Below are 18140 nucleotides of genomic sequence, written 5' to 3' on the forward strand. Positions count from 1 at the left end.
TAGACGCAACGTTGCGTCATTTCTAGGGGCGATATCCTGACCGCCGGGAGGCGAAATGGCACCTGCGGCAAACGCCGTCGAGGCGGGCGGCACCGGCGGATCGGGGCGGCGTCACCACGGCAACCGGCACGGACGCAGCGAACAGGCCCGGCTGGCAGTACTGCAGGTGGCCGACGACCTGCTCGCCGAGAAGGGTTTCGCGGGCGTCACGATGGAGGGCATCGCCGCACGGGCCGGTGTGGCCAAGCAGACCATCTACCGCTGGTGGAAGAGCAAGACCGACGTCCTGATGGACGCCTTCCTCCAGGACGCGACCGAGGACCTCACGGCTCCCGATTCCGGCGACATCGCCCTCGACCTGCGCGACTATCTGCGCCAACTGGCGTGGTTCCTCGGCGAGTCCGACTCCGGCGCCGTCTTCAAGGCGCTGATTGCCCAGGCGCAGCATGATCCGGTGTTCGCCCAGGACTTCCGGTCCCGATACCTCGACGGGCAACGCTGCCGCGACCGCCTGCTGTTGGAGCGGGCCGTGGACAGGGGTCAGCTGCCTGCGGACCTCGACATGGCGGCCGAGACGGACCAGCTCGTAGGCCCTCTCTACTACCGCGTGCTGGTGACCGACGAACCGATCGGCCGCGAATTCACCGACGGGCTTGTCGACGCGTTCCTTCGGCGGCACGAGGTGACGACGCGGACGAAGTCCTGACCGGTCAGCGCACCCGGGGACTGCTGGGTGCCGTGATCAGCACGGCATCATCGAAGCCCTCGCCGATGCGGGACTCACATGCTGGGCGGACAAGGCATACCAAGGCCCCGGCAGGCCCGCCAGGTCCCGGACCCTCCCGGCGCTCACCCCAACCGTCGCCCTCATCGCAGCCCCAGCCCCCGCCGCCACCCCGGCCGGGGCCCCGCCTGAGCCACCACCGCCGCGCACCGGTGGTCTGCCGCACAGGCCCGTCCCGGTGCTGTCGTCGGCAGCAGGGTGTTCGCCGTGAACGTCAGTCCGTGTGGGTCTCCGCAGCCCTCCTCCGGGGTGGTCGTGTCGGCCGGTGGCCAGGCGCCGGGGTAGGAGCGCCGGGGGACCCAGTCCGGCACCGTGTCGTCCCAGAAGTTGCCCCGGTAGCGGACGTTGCGCACCGGCCGCCCGCCCCACTCCTCGCTGCACCCGCCGATCGACGCCACGTAGTCGTACACGGCGTTGTCCGCCACCGTCACCCAGTTCGTGCTGTCGTCCGTGTAGATCCCGACGTTCCAGATCCCGTACCGGCTCCCCGTCACCGCGTTGCCGCTGATCACCGCCCCGTCCGCGAACGAGCGGCCCTGCTCGCCCCGGAGATAGATCCCGCCCCCGTCGACGAGCACCCGGTTCGTCGCGAAGACCCGGTTGCCGACGATCCGGTTGCCCCGCATGATGCCGCGCAGATCCTCGCTGGGACCGGAGAGGATGCCGGTGTAGGGCACGTCGTTGACCTGGTTGTGCGCGAGCACCGTCTCCCGGGTCGCCGAGTCCCAGATCGCGGACGACGCGCGGTACTCCCGGCCGGTGTGGTGGATCCAGTTGTCCGTGACCCGGTTCCCCCGGTTGACGCCCTTCTCCTCGGGCGGCAGCACCCCCAGCGCGATCCCGCCGTCCGACGTGTCGCTGATGACGTTCCCGACGACCGAGCTGCCCGAACTGTCCCTCAACTCCACGGCCTGCGCCCCGAGATGAGCGAACCGGTTCCCCGTCAGAGCCACCCGCTCGACGCCCCGGAACGACACCGCCCCCGGCACCGTGAGCAGCTTCCCGTCCGGCCGCAGATACATGCTCCACGCCGCCGGGAACCCGGCCGGTGAACTCGGCGCCAGCCACGTGGCGTACGCGAACGTCAGCCCCCGGAACGCGACATCACGCACCCCCACCCCCGAGACCAGCGACTCCAGCACCGGCGCGACCACCCGCGCCCGCCGCATGTCCTCCCCGGCACGCGGCACGTACAGCAACGCGTGCCGCCCCGGCCGCGACCGGTCCAGGTACCAACTCCCGGGCCGGGCACGGAAACTGGGCGAGTTCTCCACCGCCACCGGCGCCGCCAGCAACTCGTCCGACGCGTACAGCTCCCGGACCAGCGACCAGCACGGCTCGTCCATCGTGATCACGGACCCCCGAGCGGCACCCTTACCCGCACCCCGCGCGACCCCCGCGACCCCGCACCGCCCCTCGACATACCCCGACCGGTACACGAACTCGACATCCCCCGCCCGCCGCCACCGCGAAGGCGCCGAACTCCCCGTCACGTACCCGGTCCTCGTCACCGTCAGCTTCCCCCCAGCGCCCCCGGCGAACCGCTCCGCCCGCCGCCCCTCCACATACAACTGCCGCGTCTCCAACGCCCCCACCTCGGCCCGCCACGCCCCCTTCGACCGCCCGTCGGGCCGCCACCCGGAAACGACCCGCCCCCCGCTGAACGTCACCCGCTCAGCCCGCGAACTCCCGTACCCGTACGCCTGATACACCACCCCGGAGTCCGCCCCGGTCAACCGCAACGGCGCCTTGAGCGCATACGTACCGCCCCGCAGATTCACCACCGCCCCGGCCCGCCCCCGCGCCTCCCGCTGCGCCCGCCCCGGCGTAGCGAAAGGCTGCCGGAAGGTGCCCGGCCAGGAGTCCTTGCCCCACGGAGCCACGTACAACTGCACGGCGGAGACGGCAGCTTGAGCCGGTACGGCCAGCACCGCCGCCAGGACCGCCAGCACGAGCACCGCCACCCCGCCCGCCCTGCCCCACGTACGCACCATCCCTGTCCCGCCTCCCGAACCCGACCCGCCGAGCTGAACCCGCCTCCACTCTCCTGCCCCACCCCACCCCTCCACATCGGCCGATCGGCCATCCCCTACCACCACAAGTAGCAAATCCCGCGACCGAAGTTGACGCCTCCTAGACCTTTCGGCCGATACGCCCACCCCTATACACGGCCCCCTGAATCCGGCATCACGGCTGGAATCAAACAGCGAAGTCCGACCCCAATCATCTTGAAAATAAAAGCACTTCACAGGGAGCGGCCACAGAACGCTCACCATTCGGCTAGATCCCTTGTTCCATCTCCACGGCCTATGCAAAGGTGTGCCTGTCAACGCGCCGACACGTTCTCCACGTACGCGCGAAGGCCCCTCCCGTCCTCCCCCCACGCTTCACGAGAGCTGCCCCGGCGGACGTTCGAGACGGCCGGTTCCGTGCAGCTTTGCCGGGAGGAATCCAACTGTGACAGAAGCGGGTCAGCCGAATTCCCCGACTTCGGCTCGGCGTTCGAAGGCGACGGACGAAATGCTGAGCGCCGAACTGAAAAGCTGGGAAGGAGCGGGGCCCGCACTGCACCCCGTGGGCGAACTCCTCGACCGGCACTGGGAAGCGGCCTTCACCTACGCGCGCCTGTGCGCCGACGGCGACCGCGCCGCAGGGATGCTCACCACCGCGGCCTTCACCCGCCTCTTCGGCGAGTCCCTGCGCCACGACGGCCCCACCGCCGCCTGGCGCCCCCACCTCCTGGTCACCGTCCGCCGAATAGCCTCCGAGTGGTACACCGACGGCCGCCGCGACCTCCTCCACCCCGCCCTGCGCGTCGAGGACGCCGACGTCCTCGCGGCCCGCCTCCTGCCGCCGTTGAACAGACGGCTGCTGTCGAGATCGTTCCAGCGCCTCTCCCCGACCTCCCGCTGCCTCCTGTGGCACATCGAGGTCGAGTCCGAACCCTTCGAGGCCCCCGCCTCCCTGCTGGGCCTCGACACCGAGGGCGCCCGCGTCGAACTGCGCCGCTCCCGCGACCGCCTGCGCGAGGAACTCCTCCAGTCGCACCGCGAACTCGCCGTCGAGGAGGAGTGCCACCGCTACGACCGCCTCCTGGACGTCACCAGCCGCCGAGGCGACGGCATGGACGCCGACCTGCGCGGCCACCTCGACCGCTGCCGCCACTGCGCCTACACCGCCGACCAGCTCGCCTGCTTCACCGAAGGCCCCGCCCTCGGCACCGCCCTCGCCGAAGGCACCCTCGGCTGGGCCGCACACGCCTACCAGGACGCCCGCGCGGGCACGCCTGAGGAACCACAGCAAGAAGAGACACGGCAAGAAGAGACACAGCGACTGCCCCTCCCCGGCGAGGACTTCCACGCCCCGAGCACCGACCTCGTCGTCGCCCCCGGCGGCGGCTCCGTGCGCGCGATCCGCAAGGCCCGCCGCCGCGCCCGCCGCCGCAACCTCGCCGCGGCCGTCCTCACCGTCAGCGGCCTCGTCGTCCTCCCGCTCGCCGTGTGGTCCGCGACGGGCTCTGGCGACAGCGGCAACCAGGCCGGAGAGAGCGTCGAGTCACCGAGCCCCGGCAAGGACACGCCGGGCAACGGCCCCTCCTGGGTCGACTCGGGCGGCTCCGTCCAGGGCACCCTGCGCGGGCGCCTGCACAACGTGTTCTCCGGACAGTGCATCGGCATCGAGGGCGGCAAGGCCGTCGAGGGCGCCGAAGCCGTCCTCGCGACCTGCTCCTCGGTCGCCTCGCAGCAGTGGTCGTACGAGACGAACGGCCTCCTGCGCAACGGCCTCGCCCAGAACCTGTGCCTCGACTCGCACCTCGGCTACGCGGTCCGCCTGACCCCCTGCACGGACGCCGGCACCCAGGAGACCAGCGTCCGCTACGACTTCACCCTCCAGGGCACCCTCGTCCCCCGCTGGAGCCAGGACCTCGCGCTCGCCCCCGCCGCGACCGACGGCTCCGGCGCGCTCGTCGCGAAGACCCGCGCGGACAGTGCCGCCCAGCGCTGGGTCATCGACACGTCCAAGCCCGACCTCCAGATGCAGATCGTCAACTGGGACACCGCCCAGACCCCCAGCAAGACCCCGGCCACCCCCAAGAAGGCCGCACCGAAGCCCACCCCCACCCCGGCACCGCCCAAGAAGCCCACCCCGAAGCCCGCACCCACCCCGACCCCGCCCGCGTCGAACCCGCCGCCGCAGTCCCAGTGCTCGTACAACAACCCGTACGCCTGCGACTGGTACGGCAACGGAAACGGCTACGGCGGAGGCCCCGGCTACGGCGGTTACCCCTACGGCTGGGGAGGCTACGGGTACGGCGGCTACGGCCGCTGACCCCCAGGCCACCCCCGGCCCCCCGTCAACGCCGACGCCCCCGAGCCCGGCGCTGACCCGGTCACACGACCTGAAGCGCCCCCCACAACGCCACCACCGACCCCACCAGCGCCACCGGCACCGTCAGCAGCCCCAGCCGCGTGAACTCACCCACGTCCACCCGCTCCTCGTGCCCGTGCACCACCCGCCGCCACAACAGCGTCGCGAGGGACCCGGCGTACGTCAGGTTCGGCCCGATGTTCACCCCGAGCAGCACCGCGAGCACCGCCCCGGGCCCCACCGGGGCGGCCAGCGGCGCCAGTGCCAGGACGGCCGGCAGGTTGTTGATCAGGTTCGCGAGCAGCGCGGCCACCGCCGCGAACCCCAGCAGCGCGAGCAGCCCCGACCCGCCAGGCAGCACATGCCCGAGCACGTCCCCGAGCCCGTTGTCGACGACACCGCGTACGACGATCCCCAGGGCCAGCACGAACGCCAGGAACCCGGGAGCCGCCGCCCGCACCACCTCGACCGGCCCGGCCTGCCGCCGCACCAGCGCCCGCACCGCCAGCACGAGCGCCCCCGCGAACGCCACCCACGCGGGCTCGACCCCCACCGCCGACGCGACCACGAACCCGGCGAGCGTCGCCGCGACCGTCACCAGCGCGAACATCGGCACATCCGGCGCGGGCCCGTCGTCCTCGACGGCCTCCAGCTCCGGCAGATCGGCGGCGAAGAACCGCCGCATGACCAGGTACTCCGCCCCGATCGCCACCACCCACGGCACCACCATCAACGCCGCGAACCGCGTGAAGCTCAGCCCGCTCGCCGTGAACGCCAGCAGGTTGGTCAGGTTCGAGACGGGCAGCAGCAAGGACGCCGTATTGGACAGATGCGCGCAGGCATAGACATGCGGCCTCGCCCGCACCTTCAGCCGGGTCGCCGTCGCGAACACGACAGGCGTCAGCAGCACGACCGTGGCGTCCAGACTCAGTACGGCCGTGATGACCGACGCCAGCACGAACACCGAGGACAGCAGCCGCCGGGGCCGCCCCGCAGCACGCCGCGCCAGCCACGCCCCGCACGCCGTGAACAGACCCTCCACCGCGCAGAAGTGCGCCAGCACGAGTACGGCCGCGAGGAACCCGACGACAGGCCCGAGCCGCTCCGCCTCCTCCCACGCGTCCCCGGCGGAGATCGCCCCCAGCGCCACCACCAGCACGGCGGCGGGCACCGCCACCAGCGCCTCCGACTTTCCGGAGGGCCGCAGCACGGCCCACCCGAGCGAGACGGCGAGCAGCACGGACGACAGGGAGACGGCGAGCGCGGTGTTCAGGGCGGATCCTTACGGGACGTACGACGACGAGCAGCCCCCCATGAAAACAGGAGCCGGTAAGAGAGCCGCCCCCAGCCCCCTCACTCCTCCCCGAGCAGCCCCAACTCCGCCCAGATCGTCTTCCCCTCCGACGTGTGCCGCGTCCCCCACCGGTCCGTCAACTGCGCCACCAGCAGCAACCCCCGCCCGCCCTCGTCCCACGTCTTCGCCCGCCGCAGATGCGGCGCGGTGTGGCTCGTGTCGGACACCTCGCAGATCAGCGTCGCCGCGTCATGGATCAGCCGCAGCCGGATCGGGTGCGAGCCGTACCGGATCGCGTTGGTGACCAGCTCGCTGACCACCAGTTCCGCCGTGAAGGACACCGCGTCGATCCCCCAGGCGACGAGCCGCTCGGCGACCTGCTTGCGGACGCTCGCGACGAGGGAGGGGTCGGGCGGGACGTCCCAGGTCGCGATGTGGTCGGCGGGCAGCGCGCGCGTACGCGCGAGGAGCAGCGCCACGTCGTCGGCGGAGCCGCCCGGCGGGAGCAACTCGTGCAGGACGCGGTCGCAGGTCTCGTCGAGGGAGTCGGCGTACCCGTCGAGCGCCGCGCACAGCGCGCGGAACCCGGAATCGACGTCCCGCGCGCGGGACTCGATCAGCCCGTCCGTGTACAGCGCGAGGACGCTGCCCTCGGCGAGCTGGATCTCGACCGACTCGAACGGCAGCCCGCCGAGCCCCAGCGGCGGCCCCGCCGGCAGGTCCACCCGGCGCGGCCGGCCGCCCGGCGGCACCACGACCGGCGGCGGATGCCCGGCGCGCGCCATCGTGCACCGCCGCGTCACCGGGTCGTACACCGCGTACAGACACGTCGCCCCCACCTCCCCGGGACTCCCCTCGCTGCCGGCCTCCTCGGAGAGCCGTACGACGAGGTCGTCCAGGTGGGTGAGCAGCTCGTCCGGGGTGAGGTCGATGTCGGCGAGGGTGCGGACGGCGGTACGCAGCCGTCCCATCGTCGCGGACGCCTGGATGCCGTGTCCGACGACGTCCCCGACGACCATCGCGACCCGCGTCCCCGACAGCGGGATCACGTCGAACCAGTCGCCGCCCACGCCCGCGCGCGCGGCGGGCAGGTAGCGGGAGGCGGCGTCGACGGCGGCCGTACGCGGCAGGGAGCGCGGCAGGAGGCTGCGCTGGAGGGCGATCGCGGTGTCGCGCTCGCGCGAGTAGCGGCGCGCGTTGTCGACGCAGACGGCGGCCCGCGCGGTGACCTCCTCCGCGAGCAGCACGTCGTCCGGGGTGAACGGGTCGGGGCGGCGGAACCGGGTCAGCACCGCCACCCCGAGGGTCGCCCCCCGCGCGCGCAGGGGCACCGACATGATCGAGTGGATGCCGACCTCCCGTACGCGCGCCCCGCGCGCGGCGTCCCAGGCCAGCCACTGGTCCAGCTCCCCGCCGGGCACGGTCGCGACGATCGTGCGCCCCGCCTCCAGCGAGTCCGCCTGCGGGGAACCCGCCGGGTACGTCTGGACCTCGCCCGGCTTGGCCACGGCTTCCGGGCTGCCCGGGTTCACGGACTGGTGCGCGGCCCGCCGCAGCGGCGTCGGCGACACGAACCGCGCCGGGAGTTCCGTGCCGTCCGGCGGGTCCAGCAGGTCGACGCTCACGAAATCGGCGAGCGCGGGCACACAGACGTCCGCCAGCTCCTGAGCCGTACGAGTGACGTCGAGGGTGGAACCGATCCGGACGCTCGCTTCGTTGACCAGTTGCAGCCGTTCCCTGGCGAGGTAGTTCTCGGTGAAGTCGTGGGCCGACAGGGCGACGCCGAGGATCCGCCCCTCCTCGTCGGTGACCGGCGCGAGCCTGGCCAGCCAGGCGTGCGCGTGCTCCTCGCCGCCGGTGCGCGTGTAGGTCTGTACGTCCTTGGCGAGGCCGGTGGCGAGCACGTCGGCCATGTGCTCCTCCAGCTCCTCGCTCTGGGGCCGCCCGCCGATCTCGGCCAGTCTCAGGCCCCGGATGCGTTCCTCGGGCAGCCCGATCGACGCCGCCATGGCGTCGTTGACCAGCCGCAGCCTCAGCCGGGCGTCGTACACGGCCAGGGCACACGGCGACTGGGCCAGCGCGGGCAGCGCGAGCGGGTCGTCGGGGGCGCGCGGGCCGCTGCCGGTCAGCGGCGTCACGACCAGCCAGGACCCGGGCCCGCCGTCGCGGGGGCGCCGGTGGTGGGCGAGCAGCCAGACCCGTACGACGTACCCGTCGCGGTGACGCAGCGCGACGGTGCCGTCCCAGCGGGCCGCCGTCGGGACCGGCAGCGTGCCGTCCGCGAGCAGGGCCGCCGCCGGGCCGCCCACGACCTCGTCGGATTCCCAGCCGAGCAGCGCGTGAGCACCGCCGTTCCACTCGACGAGGGCACCGTCGTCCGCGACGACCACCCGTGCCGTCTCGGCATCGTCGAACGGATAGACCGGGCTCATGCTCGCCACTCCATCGCGGACACTCACAGTGAACAGACCAGCCACTTCCGCCCCAGCCTAGACCGTCCGGCCGCAGAGCGAACGGGGAGTGCGGACGAGGGAATGGCGAGCACCCGACCCGCGCCCTTGACGGGTGTGCGCGGACCGGCGTCACATTCTGTTGTTTGACGATCAGTTGTGAGTAGTTCTGGTTCCCGACGCCTGTTTGGAAGAGCCGCCATGACGTTCAGCCGCAGATCGGTCCTCCTCGCCTCCGCCGCCGCCCCCGCAGCCGGCGCCCTCCTGTCCACCTCCGTCTCCACCACCGCCCACGCCGCAGCCCCGGCCCGCCACACCCTCCCCCTGCGCGACGGCTGGCGCTTCGCGCTGGTCAACCCGGGCGGGATCACCGACCCGACCGGCGCCTACGACCACGCCGCCGACCCCGCGTACGACGACGCGGCCTGGCGCGAGGTCGCCGTCCCCCACGACTGGTCCATCGAACTGGCCCCCACCACCGAGAACGGCACCACCAGCGGCACCGGCTTCTTCCCCGGAGGCCTCGGCTGGTACCGGCTCTCCTTCACCGTGCCGAGCACCTACGCCGGGAAGCGCGTCTCCGTCGAGTTCGACGGCGTCTACATGGACTCCACGGTCTTCGTGAACGGCACGGAACTCGGCACCCACCCCTACGGCTACACCGGCTTCGCCTACGACCTCACCGGCCGGCTCCACACCGACGGCGCAACGGAGAACGTCCTCGCCGTCCGCGTCCGCAACCGCCTCCCCAGCAGCCGCTGGTACTCCGGCAGCGGCATCTACCGCGAGGCCCGCCTCATCGTCATGGACCCGGTCCACGTCCCCCGCTGGGGCACGCACGTCACCACCCCGGAGATCACCGCCGACCGCGCGACCGTAGACATCCGCACGGCGGTCGCCAACACCTCCGGTACCCCGCAGGACGTCGAGATCACCTCCCGGATCGTCGCCCCGAACGGCCGCACGGTCGCTCGTACGACGTCCACGGTGACCGTCGCCGACACCGCGACCGAGGCCCACACCGCCGTCGTCCCCGACCCGGAGCGCTGGGACTTCACGGACCCGCACCGCTACCGCCTGGAGACCGAACTCCGTATCCAGGGCACGGTGGTCGACACCTACGGCACGGTCTTCGGCATCCGCACCTTCCGCCTGGACCCCGACGACGGCTTCGAACTCAACGGCAAACACGCCAAGTTGAAGGGCGTCGACCTCCACCACGACCTCGGCGCGCTCGGCGCGGCCGTCAGCGCGGACGCGATCCGGCGGCAGATGACCATCATGAAGTCGATGGGCGTGAACGCCTTCCGCACCTCCCACAACCCGCCCTCCACGGAGATGATCCGCATCTGCGAGGAGCTCGGGATCGTGATGCTGGTGGAGGCGTTCGACTGCTGGAAGACCCCCAAGACCCGTTACGACTACGGCCGTTTCTTCGACGAGTGGTCGGACCGCGACATCGCCGAGATGGTTCTCGCGGCCCGCAACTCCCCGGCCGTCGTGATGTGGTCGATCGGCAACGAGATCACCGAGTTCACCTCCACGGCGGGCCTGACGATCGCCGACCGCCTCATCGCCGGCATCAAGGCGTACGACACGACGCGCCCGGTCGTCATCGGCTCCCACCGCCACCGCAGCGTCCCCGCCCCCGGCACCCCGGCCGACCTGATCCTCGCCAAGCTCGACGGCCTCGGCCTCAACTACAACACCGCGAAGTCGGTCGACGCCCTCCACGCCCGCTACCCGCACCTGTTCCTCTTCGAGTCGGAATCCTCGTCGGAGACGTCAACTCGCGGCGCCTATCAGGAACCTGAGCACCTCAACACCGGCGAGAACTACACCCCCGGCAAGCGCGCGACCTCCTCCTACGACAACAACCTCGCCTCCTGGACGATGAGCGGCGAGTACGGCCACAAGAAGGACCGCGACCGGAAGTGGTTCGCCGGACAGTTCCTGTGGTCCGGCATCGACTACATCGGCGAACCCACCCCGTACGACGTGTTCCCGGTGAAGGCGTCGTTCTTCGGCGCGGTCGACACCGCCGGGTTCCCCAAGGACATGTACCACCTCTTCCGCAGCCAGTGGGTGAGCGAGCCCATGGTCCACCTGCTGCCGATGAGCTGGAACCACGCGGCGGGGGAGACCGTCGAGGTGTGGGCCTACGCGAACGTCCCCGAGGTCGAACTCTTCCTGAACGGTAGGTCGTTGGGGGTGCGGTCGTTCGACGTGAAGAAGACCGTGGACGGCCGCGAGTACCTGGAGACGACCGAGGCGACCGGCGACGACAAGACGTTCACCGACGGCCCGTATCCCGGGAGTTACACAAGTCCCAACGGCAGCGCGGGCAAACTGCACCTGACGTGGAAAGTCCCCTTCCAGGAGGGTGAGTTGAAGGCGGTCGCCCGGCGGGGCGGCAAGGTCGTCGCGACCGACGTCCTGCGCACGGCCGGTGCCCCGTCCGCCGTACGTCTCACCGCCGACCGCAAGTCCCTTGCCGCCGACGGCCGTTCACACGTCTTCGTCACCGCCGAGGTGGTCGACGCGCGCGGGACCGTCGTCCCCGATGCCGAGCACCTGTTGACGTTCACCGTCGACGGCGGCTCCCTCGCCGGGCTCGACAACGGGCGCCAGGAGAGCGCCGAGAAGTACCAGGCAAGCACCCGAACCGCCTTCCACGGCAAGGCACTTGCCATCGTGCGCTCGGGCGGCGAACCCGGGACGCTGAAGGTGACGGCGACGGGGGAGGGGCTGAAGAAGGGCACGGTCTCCGTACGGACGACCTGGGCGCGCTCGGCGTCCGCGACTCCGGCGCCCGCGTTCGCGCCGGAACACCCCGAGGTGCCCGACTACCCGTACGCCGACGCCAGTTACTCCGGCCGGCCCGACACCCTCCCGGCCGCCGTGCTCGACGGGAACCCCGCGACCGGCTGGTCCAACGGGTTCCTCAAGTCGGCCACCGCGCTGCTGCCCGCGCACGCCGGGTCGCGGGCGGCGGACTGGGTCGCGGTGGACTACGGCAGGGTGCGGGACTTCGACCGGGTGGAGGTGTCGTTCACCGTCGACGCCGGGCACAGCCTCCCGAAGAGCGTCGGGATCGAGGTGTGGGACGGGCGAACGTACGTACCCGCCACGGGAGTTGGCGTCGAGTGGGCCACCGCCTCCGACGCGCCGTCCGTGATCACGTTCGGGGCGCTGCGGGGGAGCCGGGTGAGGCTCACGTTCACCAGCGCGTATCCGGGTGAGACCCAAGGCGCAGTCAGGGTGAGCAAGTTGGACGCGTAGCTCCTGCGCGGAGGTTCGGACGGGACGGGCGGGAAGCCGTCCTGTCCGAACCGTTGACGGGATGTCATGGCGGGAACAAGCATGGTCGTCGTGCGCCGCGCGTGGGAGCGCTCCCATGGAGTCGCGGTGCTGAAGAGCCACGCCCGGAGCCGCACCCACGAGGAGCCAGACGTGAAACGACGCAGAACGGCCGCACTGACCCTGGCCGCCCTACTGGGCGGCGCCCTCGTGGCGCTGCCCGCGACCCCCGCCGGGGCCGACGAGGTCGAGCAGGTCAAGAACGGCGGCTTCGACACCGGGACCGCCCCCTGGTGGACCAGCAACGTCACCACCGTCCCCGCCGACGGACGCCTGTGCGCCGACGTCCCCGGCGGCACCGCCAACCGCTGGGACTCCGGGATCGGCCAGAACGACCTCACCCTCGTCAAGGGCGAGTCGTACCGCTTCTCCTTCAAGGCGTCCGGCGTCCCCGAGGGGCACGTGGTCCGCGCGATCGTCGGCCTCGCCGTCTCCCCGTACGACACCTGGCAGGAGGCGAGCCCGGTCCTGACCGAGGCCGACGGCTCGTACTCCTACACCTTCACCTCGCCCGTCGACACCGCGCAGGCGCAGGTCTCCTTCCAGGTCGGCGGGAGCGCGGACCCGTGGCGGTTCTGCGTGGACGACGTCTCGCTGCTCGGCGGGGTGCCGCCGGAGGTGTACGAGCCGGACACCGGGCCGCGCGTGCGCGTCAACCAGGTCGCCTACCTGCCCGCCGGGCCGAAGAACGCGACCCTCGTGACCGCCGCGACGACCCGCCTGCCGTGGCAGCTGAAGAACGCGGCCGGCAAGACGGTCGCGCACGGCTGGACCGTACCGCGCGGCACGGACGTGTCCTCCGCGCAGAACGTCCACACCGTCGACTTCGGCGCCTACCGCAAGGCCGGCACCGGCTACACGCTCACCGCCGACGGCGAGACCAGCCGCCCGTTCGACATCGGCAAGGCCGCCTACGAGAAGCTCAGCCGCGACGCCGTGAAGTACTACTACACGCAGCGCAGCGGCATCGCGATCCGCGACGACCTGCGGCCCGGCTACGGCAGGGCGGCGGGCCACACCGGCACCGCGCCCAACCAGGGCGACACCTCCGTACCCTGCCAACCCGGCGTCTGCGACTACGCGTTGGACGTCAGCGGCGGCTGGTACGACGCCGGGGACCACGGCAAGTACGTGGTGAACGGCGGCATCGCGACGTGGGAGGTGCTCAGCACCTACGAGCGTTCCCTGCACGCCCGCACCGGCACCCCGGCCCGCCTCGGCGACGGTCAGCTCGCGCTTCCCGAGAGCGGCAACAAGGTCCCCGACGTCCTCGACGAGGCGCGCTGGGAACTGGAGTTCATGCTGAAGATGCAGGTCCCGGACGGGCAGCCCCTCGCCGGGATGGCCCACCACAAGATCCACGACCAGAACTGGACCGGCCTGCCCCTGCTGCCGAGCGACGACCCGCAGAAGCGCGAACTGCACCCGCCGTCCACCGCCGCCACCCTCAACCTCGCGGCAACAGCCGCCCAGGCGGCCCGCCTCTACAAGCCGTACGACAAGGCGTTCGCCGCGAAGGCGCTGACCGCGGCCCGCAAGGCGTGGACGGCCGCGCAGGCGCACCCGGCGGTCTACGCCGACCCCAACGACGGTACCGGCGGCGGGGCTTACAACGACAACAACGTCACCGACGAGTTCTACTGGGCCGCCGCCGAGCTGTATCTCACCACCGGCGAGAAGCAGTTCGCGGACTCCGTCCTCAACTCCCCGCTCCACACGGCGGATGTCTTCGGCCCCGTCAGCTTCGACTGGGGCGGCACGGCGGCGGCCGGACGCCTCGACCTCGCCCTCGTCCCCAGCAGGCTCTCCGGCCGCGACAAGGTCCGCGCGTCCGTCGTGAAGGGCGCGGACGGCTACCTCACCACGCTCGCGGGTCAGTCGTACGGGATGCCGTACGCGCCCAACAACAACCTGTACGACTGGGGTTCAGCGCACCAGATACTCAACAACGCGGTCGTCGTCGCGAGCGCGTACGACATCACCGGCGCCTCCAAGTACCGCGACGGGGCCGTGCAGAGCATGGACTACGTGCTCGGCCGCAACGCGCTGAACATGTCGTACGTCACCGGCTACGGCGAGGCCAACGCCCATCACCAGCACAGCCGTTGGTACGCGAACCAGCTCGACCCGAAGCTGCCGTCGCCGCCCGCCGGGACGCTGGCCGGCGGTCCCAACTCGTCGATCCAGGACCCGTACGCGCAGAGCAAACTCCAGGGCTGCGTCGGCCAGTTCTGCTACATCGACGACATCCAGTCCTGGTCGACGAACGAGACGGCCGTCAACTGGAACGCGGCGCTGACCCGGCTCGCGTCCTTCGTCGCCGACCAGGGGTAGCAGGGGAACGCCTGTACGCCTCCGGTACCGCTCGGTCACCTACATGACCTGGGGATATTTACGGGTAAGTACCCGAGCGGTACCGTGAGGGGTATGCCAGCCCTCAATGTGGAGTTCAGCGAACGCGAGCTGGAGGACCTGCGGCAGATCGCCAAGGAGCGCGGGACGTCGATGAAGGCGCTCGTCCGCGAGGCCGCCGCCGCCGACATCGCCCGGCATCGGGCACTTCAGGAAGGCGCGGCGGCGTTCCGGACGTTCTTCGCCGCCCACGCCGACGAATTCGCGGCGGCCTTCCCCGACGACGAGAGCCCCGCCCGGGCGAGGGGCAGGTCGGTCCGCCGGTGACGACCGCCATCCATATCGACGTACCGTGGCTGCTCCAGCGCCACGAGGAGGTCCTCCCGGACCAGCCGACCGTCGACGACTTCTCCGCGCTCGTCGCGGCCGTCGCCCGGCACCGCGTCGACCCGCCGCGCCTCGGCGTCGACTCGGACCCGGCGTGGCGGGCGGCGGCCCTGCTGCACACGCTCGCGGTTCTCAAGCCGCTGCCGGCGGCCAATGCGCGGTTCGCCTGCGCGACGGCCGTGTCGTACATGTACGTCAGCGGCGCCGGGATCGATCCGCCGTACGGGGCGTTAGTGGATCTCGCCCGGGACTTGATGTCCGGGAAGGCGGATGTGTACGGGGCCGCGGATCGGTTGCGGTCGTGGCAGATATGAGTTTTGGGCCGCCGGCCGGTGCGGGAAGGGCCGAGCCGGCGGCCGACTCGCGCAGGAGAGCCGCCATCCGACGCGAGGGCCCCGAGGAGGGCCGTTTTCCAGTTGAGCGCGTGTCCCGGGGCGGCGGGAGTGTGTGTGGGAGGTGGGGTGCGGGCGCTTGATTCACACGGGGTGTGGCGCGTGGGTCTGCTTCAACGGTGGGTTGAAATCCCGCTTTACGGGCCGGAGTTGAGGGCGTTTCACCTTTCGTCGAAAAGTGATGGGCGCCGTTCCTCTTGCCTTGTTGTGTGCGACTAAGTTGTGCAATGGTGAACTATCCGTGCGCCGAGGTTCGGCCGGTCGCACAGTTCCGCACCGAAGGATCCGCACAGTGCCCTCCGCCTACCCTCCGCGTCCCCCGTACCCGCCGCCCGGCGGGGATCCCGGGGAGTCCGACGACGCGCTCGCGGCAGGGGTGCGCGGCGGGACGGACGGCGAGGTCGCCGAGGCCACCGCGCTGCTGATCGCGCGGCACTGGAGACCCGCCCACGACTACGCGGTGATCTGCCTCGCCGGGTCCGGGCCGGTCGCGTCGATGGCCACGGGGACCGCCTTCCACCAGGTCTTCGACCGGCTCAAGCTCGGCGAGTCCGGGACCGATCTGCGGCCCCGGCTGCTGCTCGCCGTCCGCGAGACCGTCCGGCTGTGGGCCTCCGCCGAGCGCGTCTCCGCCGTCCTGCCCGAGCTGCGCAAGCCCGCCGGGGCGCGCGGGATGCGGGCGGCGAAGGGGATGACGCCGGACAACCGGATCCTCTCGGAGTACGCCTATCACGCGCTTCCGGCGACCGAACGGTGCCTCCTGTGGCACGTCGAGGTCGAGGGCGAGCCGGTCAGTGTGCCCGCCGCGCTGCTCGGCGTCGACACGTCCATGGCCGCCGCCGCGCTGGAGGGCGCCCGCGACAAGCTCCGCGAGGGGATCGTCCGCGCGCACCGGGAGCTGGCGCCGAGCAAGGAGTGCCGCTTCTACAACCGGCTCCTGGAGGTGCCGTTGCGGCGCGGGGGTGACCTGCTGCCGGACGTTCGCCGGCACCTCGACGCGTGCCGCTACTGCCGCGCCGCCGCCGAGCAACTCGCCCAGGGCGCGGGGTGGGTGGGGCTCATGCTCGCGGAGGCGGTGCTGGGGTGGGGGGCTCGGCGGTACCACGACTCCCGGCCGGACCGGGGGCGCGAGGAGCCGGTTCGGGTGCGGGGGGCTGTGAAGAGGGGGGCGGGTCGGAGGCTCCTCGACCGGATGCCGTCGCCTGCGCGCCGGGAGGAGTCCGGTCGGGGGCGGGTGTTCGGTGCGTGGGGGAGCGGGGGTGACACGCAGGGAGCCGCTGAGGTGCTTCCCGGGGATATTCCGCCGGGTGGGGCGCAGGGGGTGGGGGTGTTCGGCGGGGGTGTACGGCGTGCTGGGCGGCCGGGGTGGCGGGGGCGCGGCGTTGGGGCCGGGTCGGAGGCGGTGCCGGGCGTGGGCGAAGGAGCGTTTCCCGATCCTGATGGTGTGGTGTCGGGTGGGGTCGGTCAGACGTTCGCAGGCTCTGGCGGTGCGGTGTCGGCCGAGGGTGGCCAGGCGCTCGGTGGTCCCGATGGTGTGGTGCCGGGTGGGGGTGGGCGGGCGTTCGCCGGTCCTGACGGTTCGGTGTCGGGCGGGGAAGGCCAGGCGTTGGGCGGTCCCGGTGGAGCGGTGTCGGGCGGGGGAGGCCAGGCGTTCGCCGGTCCTGACTGTGCGGGGTCGGCCGAGGGTGGTCAGGCGTTCGGTGGTCCTGGTGGTGTGGTGCCGGGTGAGGGCGGGCGGGCGTTTTCCGAGTTCGGTGGGGTGATGCCGAGTGGTGCGGCCGGACCGGGCTCGCGGCGGAGTTCCGCAGCGGGATTCCCTGGTGTCGACGGGGAGTTCGACGGGGTCGGGGGCCACGCGTTCGGCGCTGGGGCCGGTCGTCCGGGAACCGACTTCGCGTACGAGGGCTTCGCTGACCCCGACGGTGAGTCGGGCGGCGGCGATGCCGGTGCCGACGGGCGGCCTCGGTCCCGGCGGGCCGCCGGGCGGGCTCGGGTGCGTGGGGTTCGGGGGGCTCAAGGGACCCGGCGTGCCGTGCGGCAAGTCGGGAAGCGGTCGCCCCGGGCGCTCATCGCCGGGGTCGGGATCGCATCCGCCGGGGTGCTGACGACGTTCCTCGCCGCCGGGATGTGGTCCGACGAGGGGTCCGACCCGGCCTCGTCCACCAGCGTCAGCGGTGGGGGCGCCCTGCCCGGCGCCGACTCCCTGTCGCCCACGCCCACGCAGGGCAGCGTCGGCATGTCCGGCGGCCCCCAGCAGACGCGGCTGCGCAACGCCGACGCCGACCTGTGCCTGGAGGTCCCGGTCGGCGCCCGTGCCGGTATCGCCCTCGCGCTGGAGGTGTGCTCCTCCAACTGGGCCCAGCAGTGGTCGTACGAGGACGACGGCCTCCTGCGCAGCGTCGCCGAGCCCGCCCTGTGCGTGGACTCGCACGCGGACGCCGGCGTCGTCATCGCCAACACCTGCGCGGACGCGGACAGCCCTCGTGCCGACGACGTCCGCTACGACCTCACCGTCCAGGGCGAGTTGCTGCCCCGCTGGGACGAACGCCTCCCGCTGGCGGCCGTGGGTGACGACCCCGGCGCGAACGTCGCCGTCAAGGTCCGCGACGGCTCACCGTCCCAGCGCTGGCTGACGGACGCACCCCGCCCGACCCCGAGCTCGTTCTCGGTGAACGGCTCGACCGGCCCGTCACCACAGCAGGCCTGAGCCCGAACGTCGGCTGCACACCAAGGCATCCACCCGAGCCGCTCGC

Annotated in this window: 10 protein-coding genes; 7 read left to right on the forward strand and 3 right to left on the reverse strand. The window is 72.0% G+C overall.

The genetic code is table 11. The annotated features are described in order from the left end of the window. Positions 1-55 precede the first annotated feature (55 nt). Positions 56-706, forward strand: coding sequence for a TetR/AcrR family transcriptional regulator (locus J8M50_RS21275; protein WP_010354549.1), 651 nt, complete (start codon positions 56-58; stop codon positions 704-706). Positions 707-867: 161 nt separating this feature from the next. On the opposite strand, the gene J8M50_RS21280 is transcribed toward J8M50_RS21275, so the two are convergent. Then, complete coding sequence (locus tag J8M50_RS21280; protein ID WP_010354548.1) at positions 868-2778, reverse strand: right-handed parallel beta-helix repeat-containing protein; 1911 nt, start codon at positions 2776-2778, stop codon at positions 868-870. A gap of 526 nt (positions 2779-3304) precedes the next feature. On the opposite strand from J8M50_RS21280, the gene J8M50_RS21285 reads away from it, so the two are divergent. Beyond that, the gene (locus J8M50_RS21285; protein ID WP_010354546.1) at positions 3305-5113 is read left to right on the forward strand and encodes a ricin-type beta-trefoil lectin domain protein; all 1809 of its coding nucleotides are present in this window, start codon (positions 3305-3307) and stop codon (positions 5111-5113) included. A gap of 61 nt (positions 5114-5174) precedes the next feature. Here the strand turns inward: J8M50_RS21285 and J8M50_RS21290 are convergent, their stop codons facing one another. Further along, complete coding sequence (locus tag J8M50_RS21290; RefSeq protein ID WP_010354545.1) at positions 5175-6392, reverse strand: SLC13 family permease; 1218 nt, start codon at positions 6390-6392, stop codon at positions 5175-5177. Positions 6393-6505: 113 nt separating this feature from the next. Next, a complete protein-coding gene (locus J8M50_RS21295; protein WP_010354544.1) occupies positions 6506-8878 on the reverse strand; it encodes a SpoIIE family protein phosphatase in 2373 nt (790 codons plus the stop codon). 219 nt (positions 8879-9097) lie between these two features. Here J8M50_RS21295 and J8M50_RS21300 point away from each other — a divergent pair, with 219 nt between their 5' ends. The 5 genes from J8M50_RS21300 (at position 9098) to J8M50_RS21320 (ending at position 18094) form a co-directional block, all read left to right on the forward strand. After that, the gene (locus tag J8M50_RS21300; RefSeq protein WP_010354543.1) at positions 9098-12178 is read left to right on the forward strand and encodes a glycoside hydrolase family 2 TIM barrel-domain containing protein; all 3081 of its coding nucleotides are present in this window, start codon (positions 9098-9100) and stop codon (positions 12176-12178) included. 171 nt (positions 12179-12349) lie between these two features. Continuing rightward, positions 12350-14590: a glycoside hydrolase family 9 protein gene (locus tag J8M50_RS21305; RefSeq protein WP_029183963.1), complete on the forward strand. Its 2241-nt coding sequence runs from the start codon at positions 12350-12352 to the stop codon at positions 14588-14590. Positions 14591-14683: 93 nt separating this feature from the next. Further along, positions 14684-14935, forward strand: a complete 252-nt coding sequence (locus tag J8M50_RS21310) for a hypothetical protein (protein WP_040836760.1) — start codon at positions 14684-14686, stop codon at positions 14933-14935. Continuing rightward, positions 14932-15309 carry a hypothetical protein gene (locus J8M50_RS21315; protein WP_010354540.1) on the forward strand — a complete coding sequence of 126 codons (378 nt, stop codon included), beginning with the start codon at positions 14932-14934 and terminating at the stop codon, positions 15307-15309. Before J8M50_RS21310 ends, J8M50_RS21315 begins: the two co-directional genes overlap by 4 nt. 370 nt (positions 15310-15679) lie before the next feature. After that, entirely contained in the window at positions 15680-18094 is a 2415-nt protein-coding gene (locus J8M50_RS21320; protein WP_010354539.1) for an RICIN domain-containing protein, read from the forward strand. Positions 18095-18140: the final 46 nt, after the last annotated feature.

Source organism: Streptomyces acidiscabies (genome assembly GCF_020010905.1).
GTDB lineage: Bacteria > Actinomycetota > Actinomycetes > Streptomycetales > Streptomycetaceae > Streptomyces > Streptomyces acidiscabies.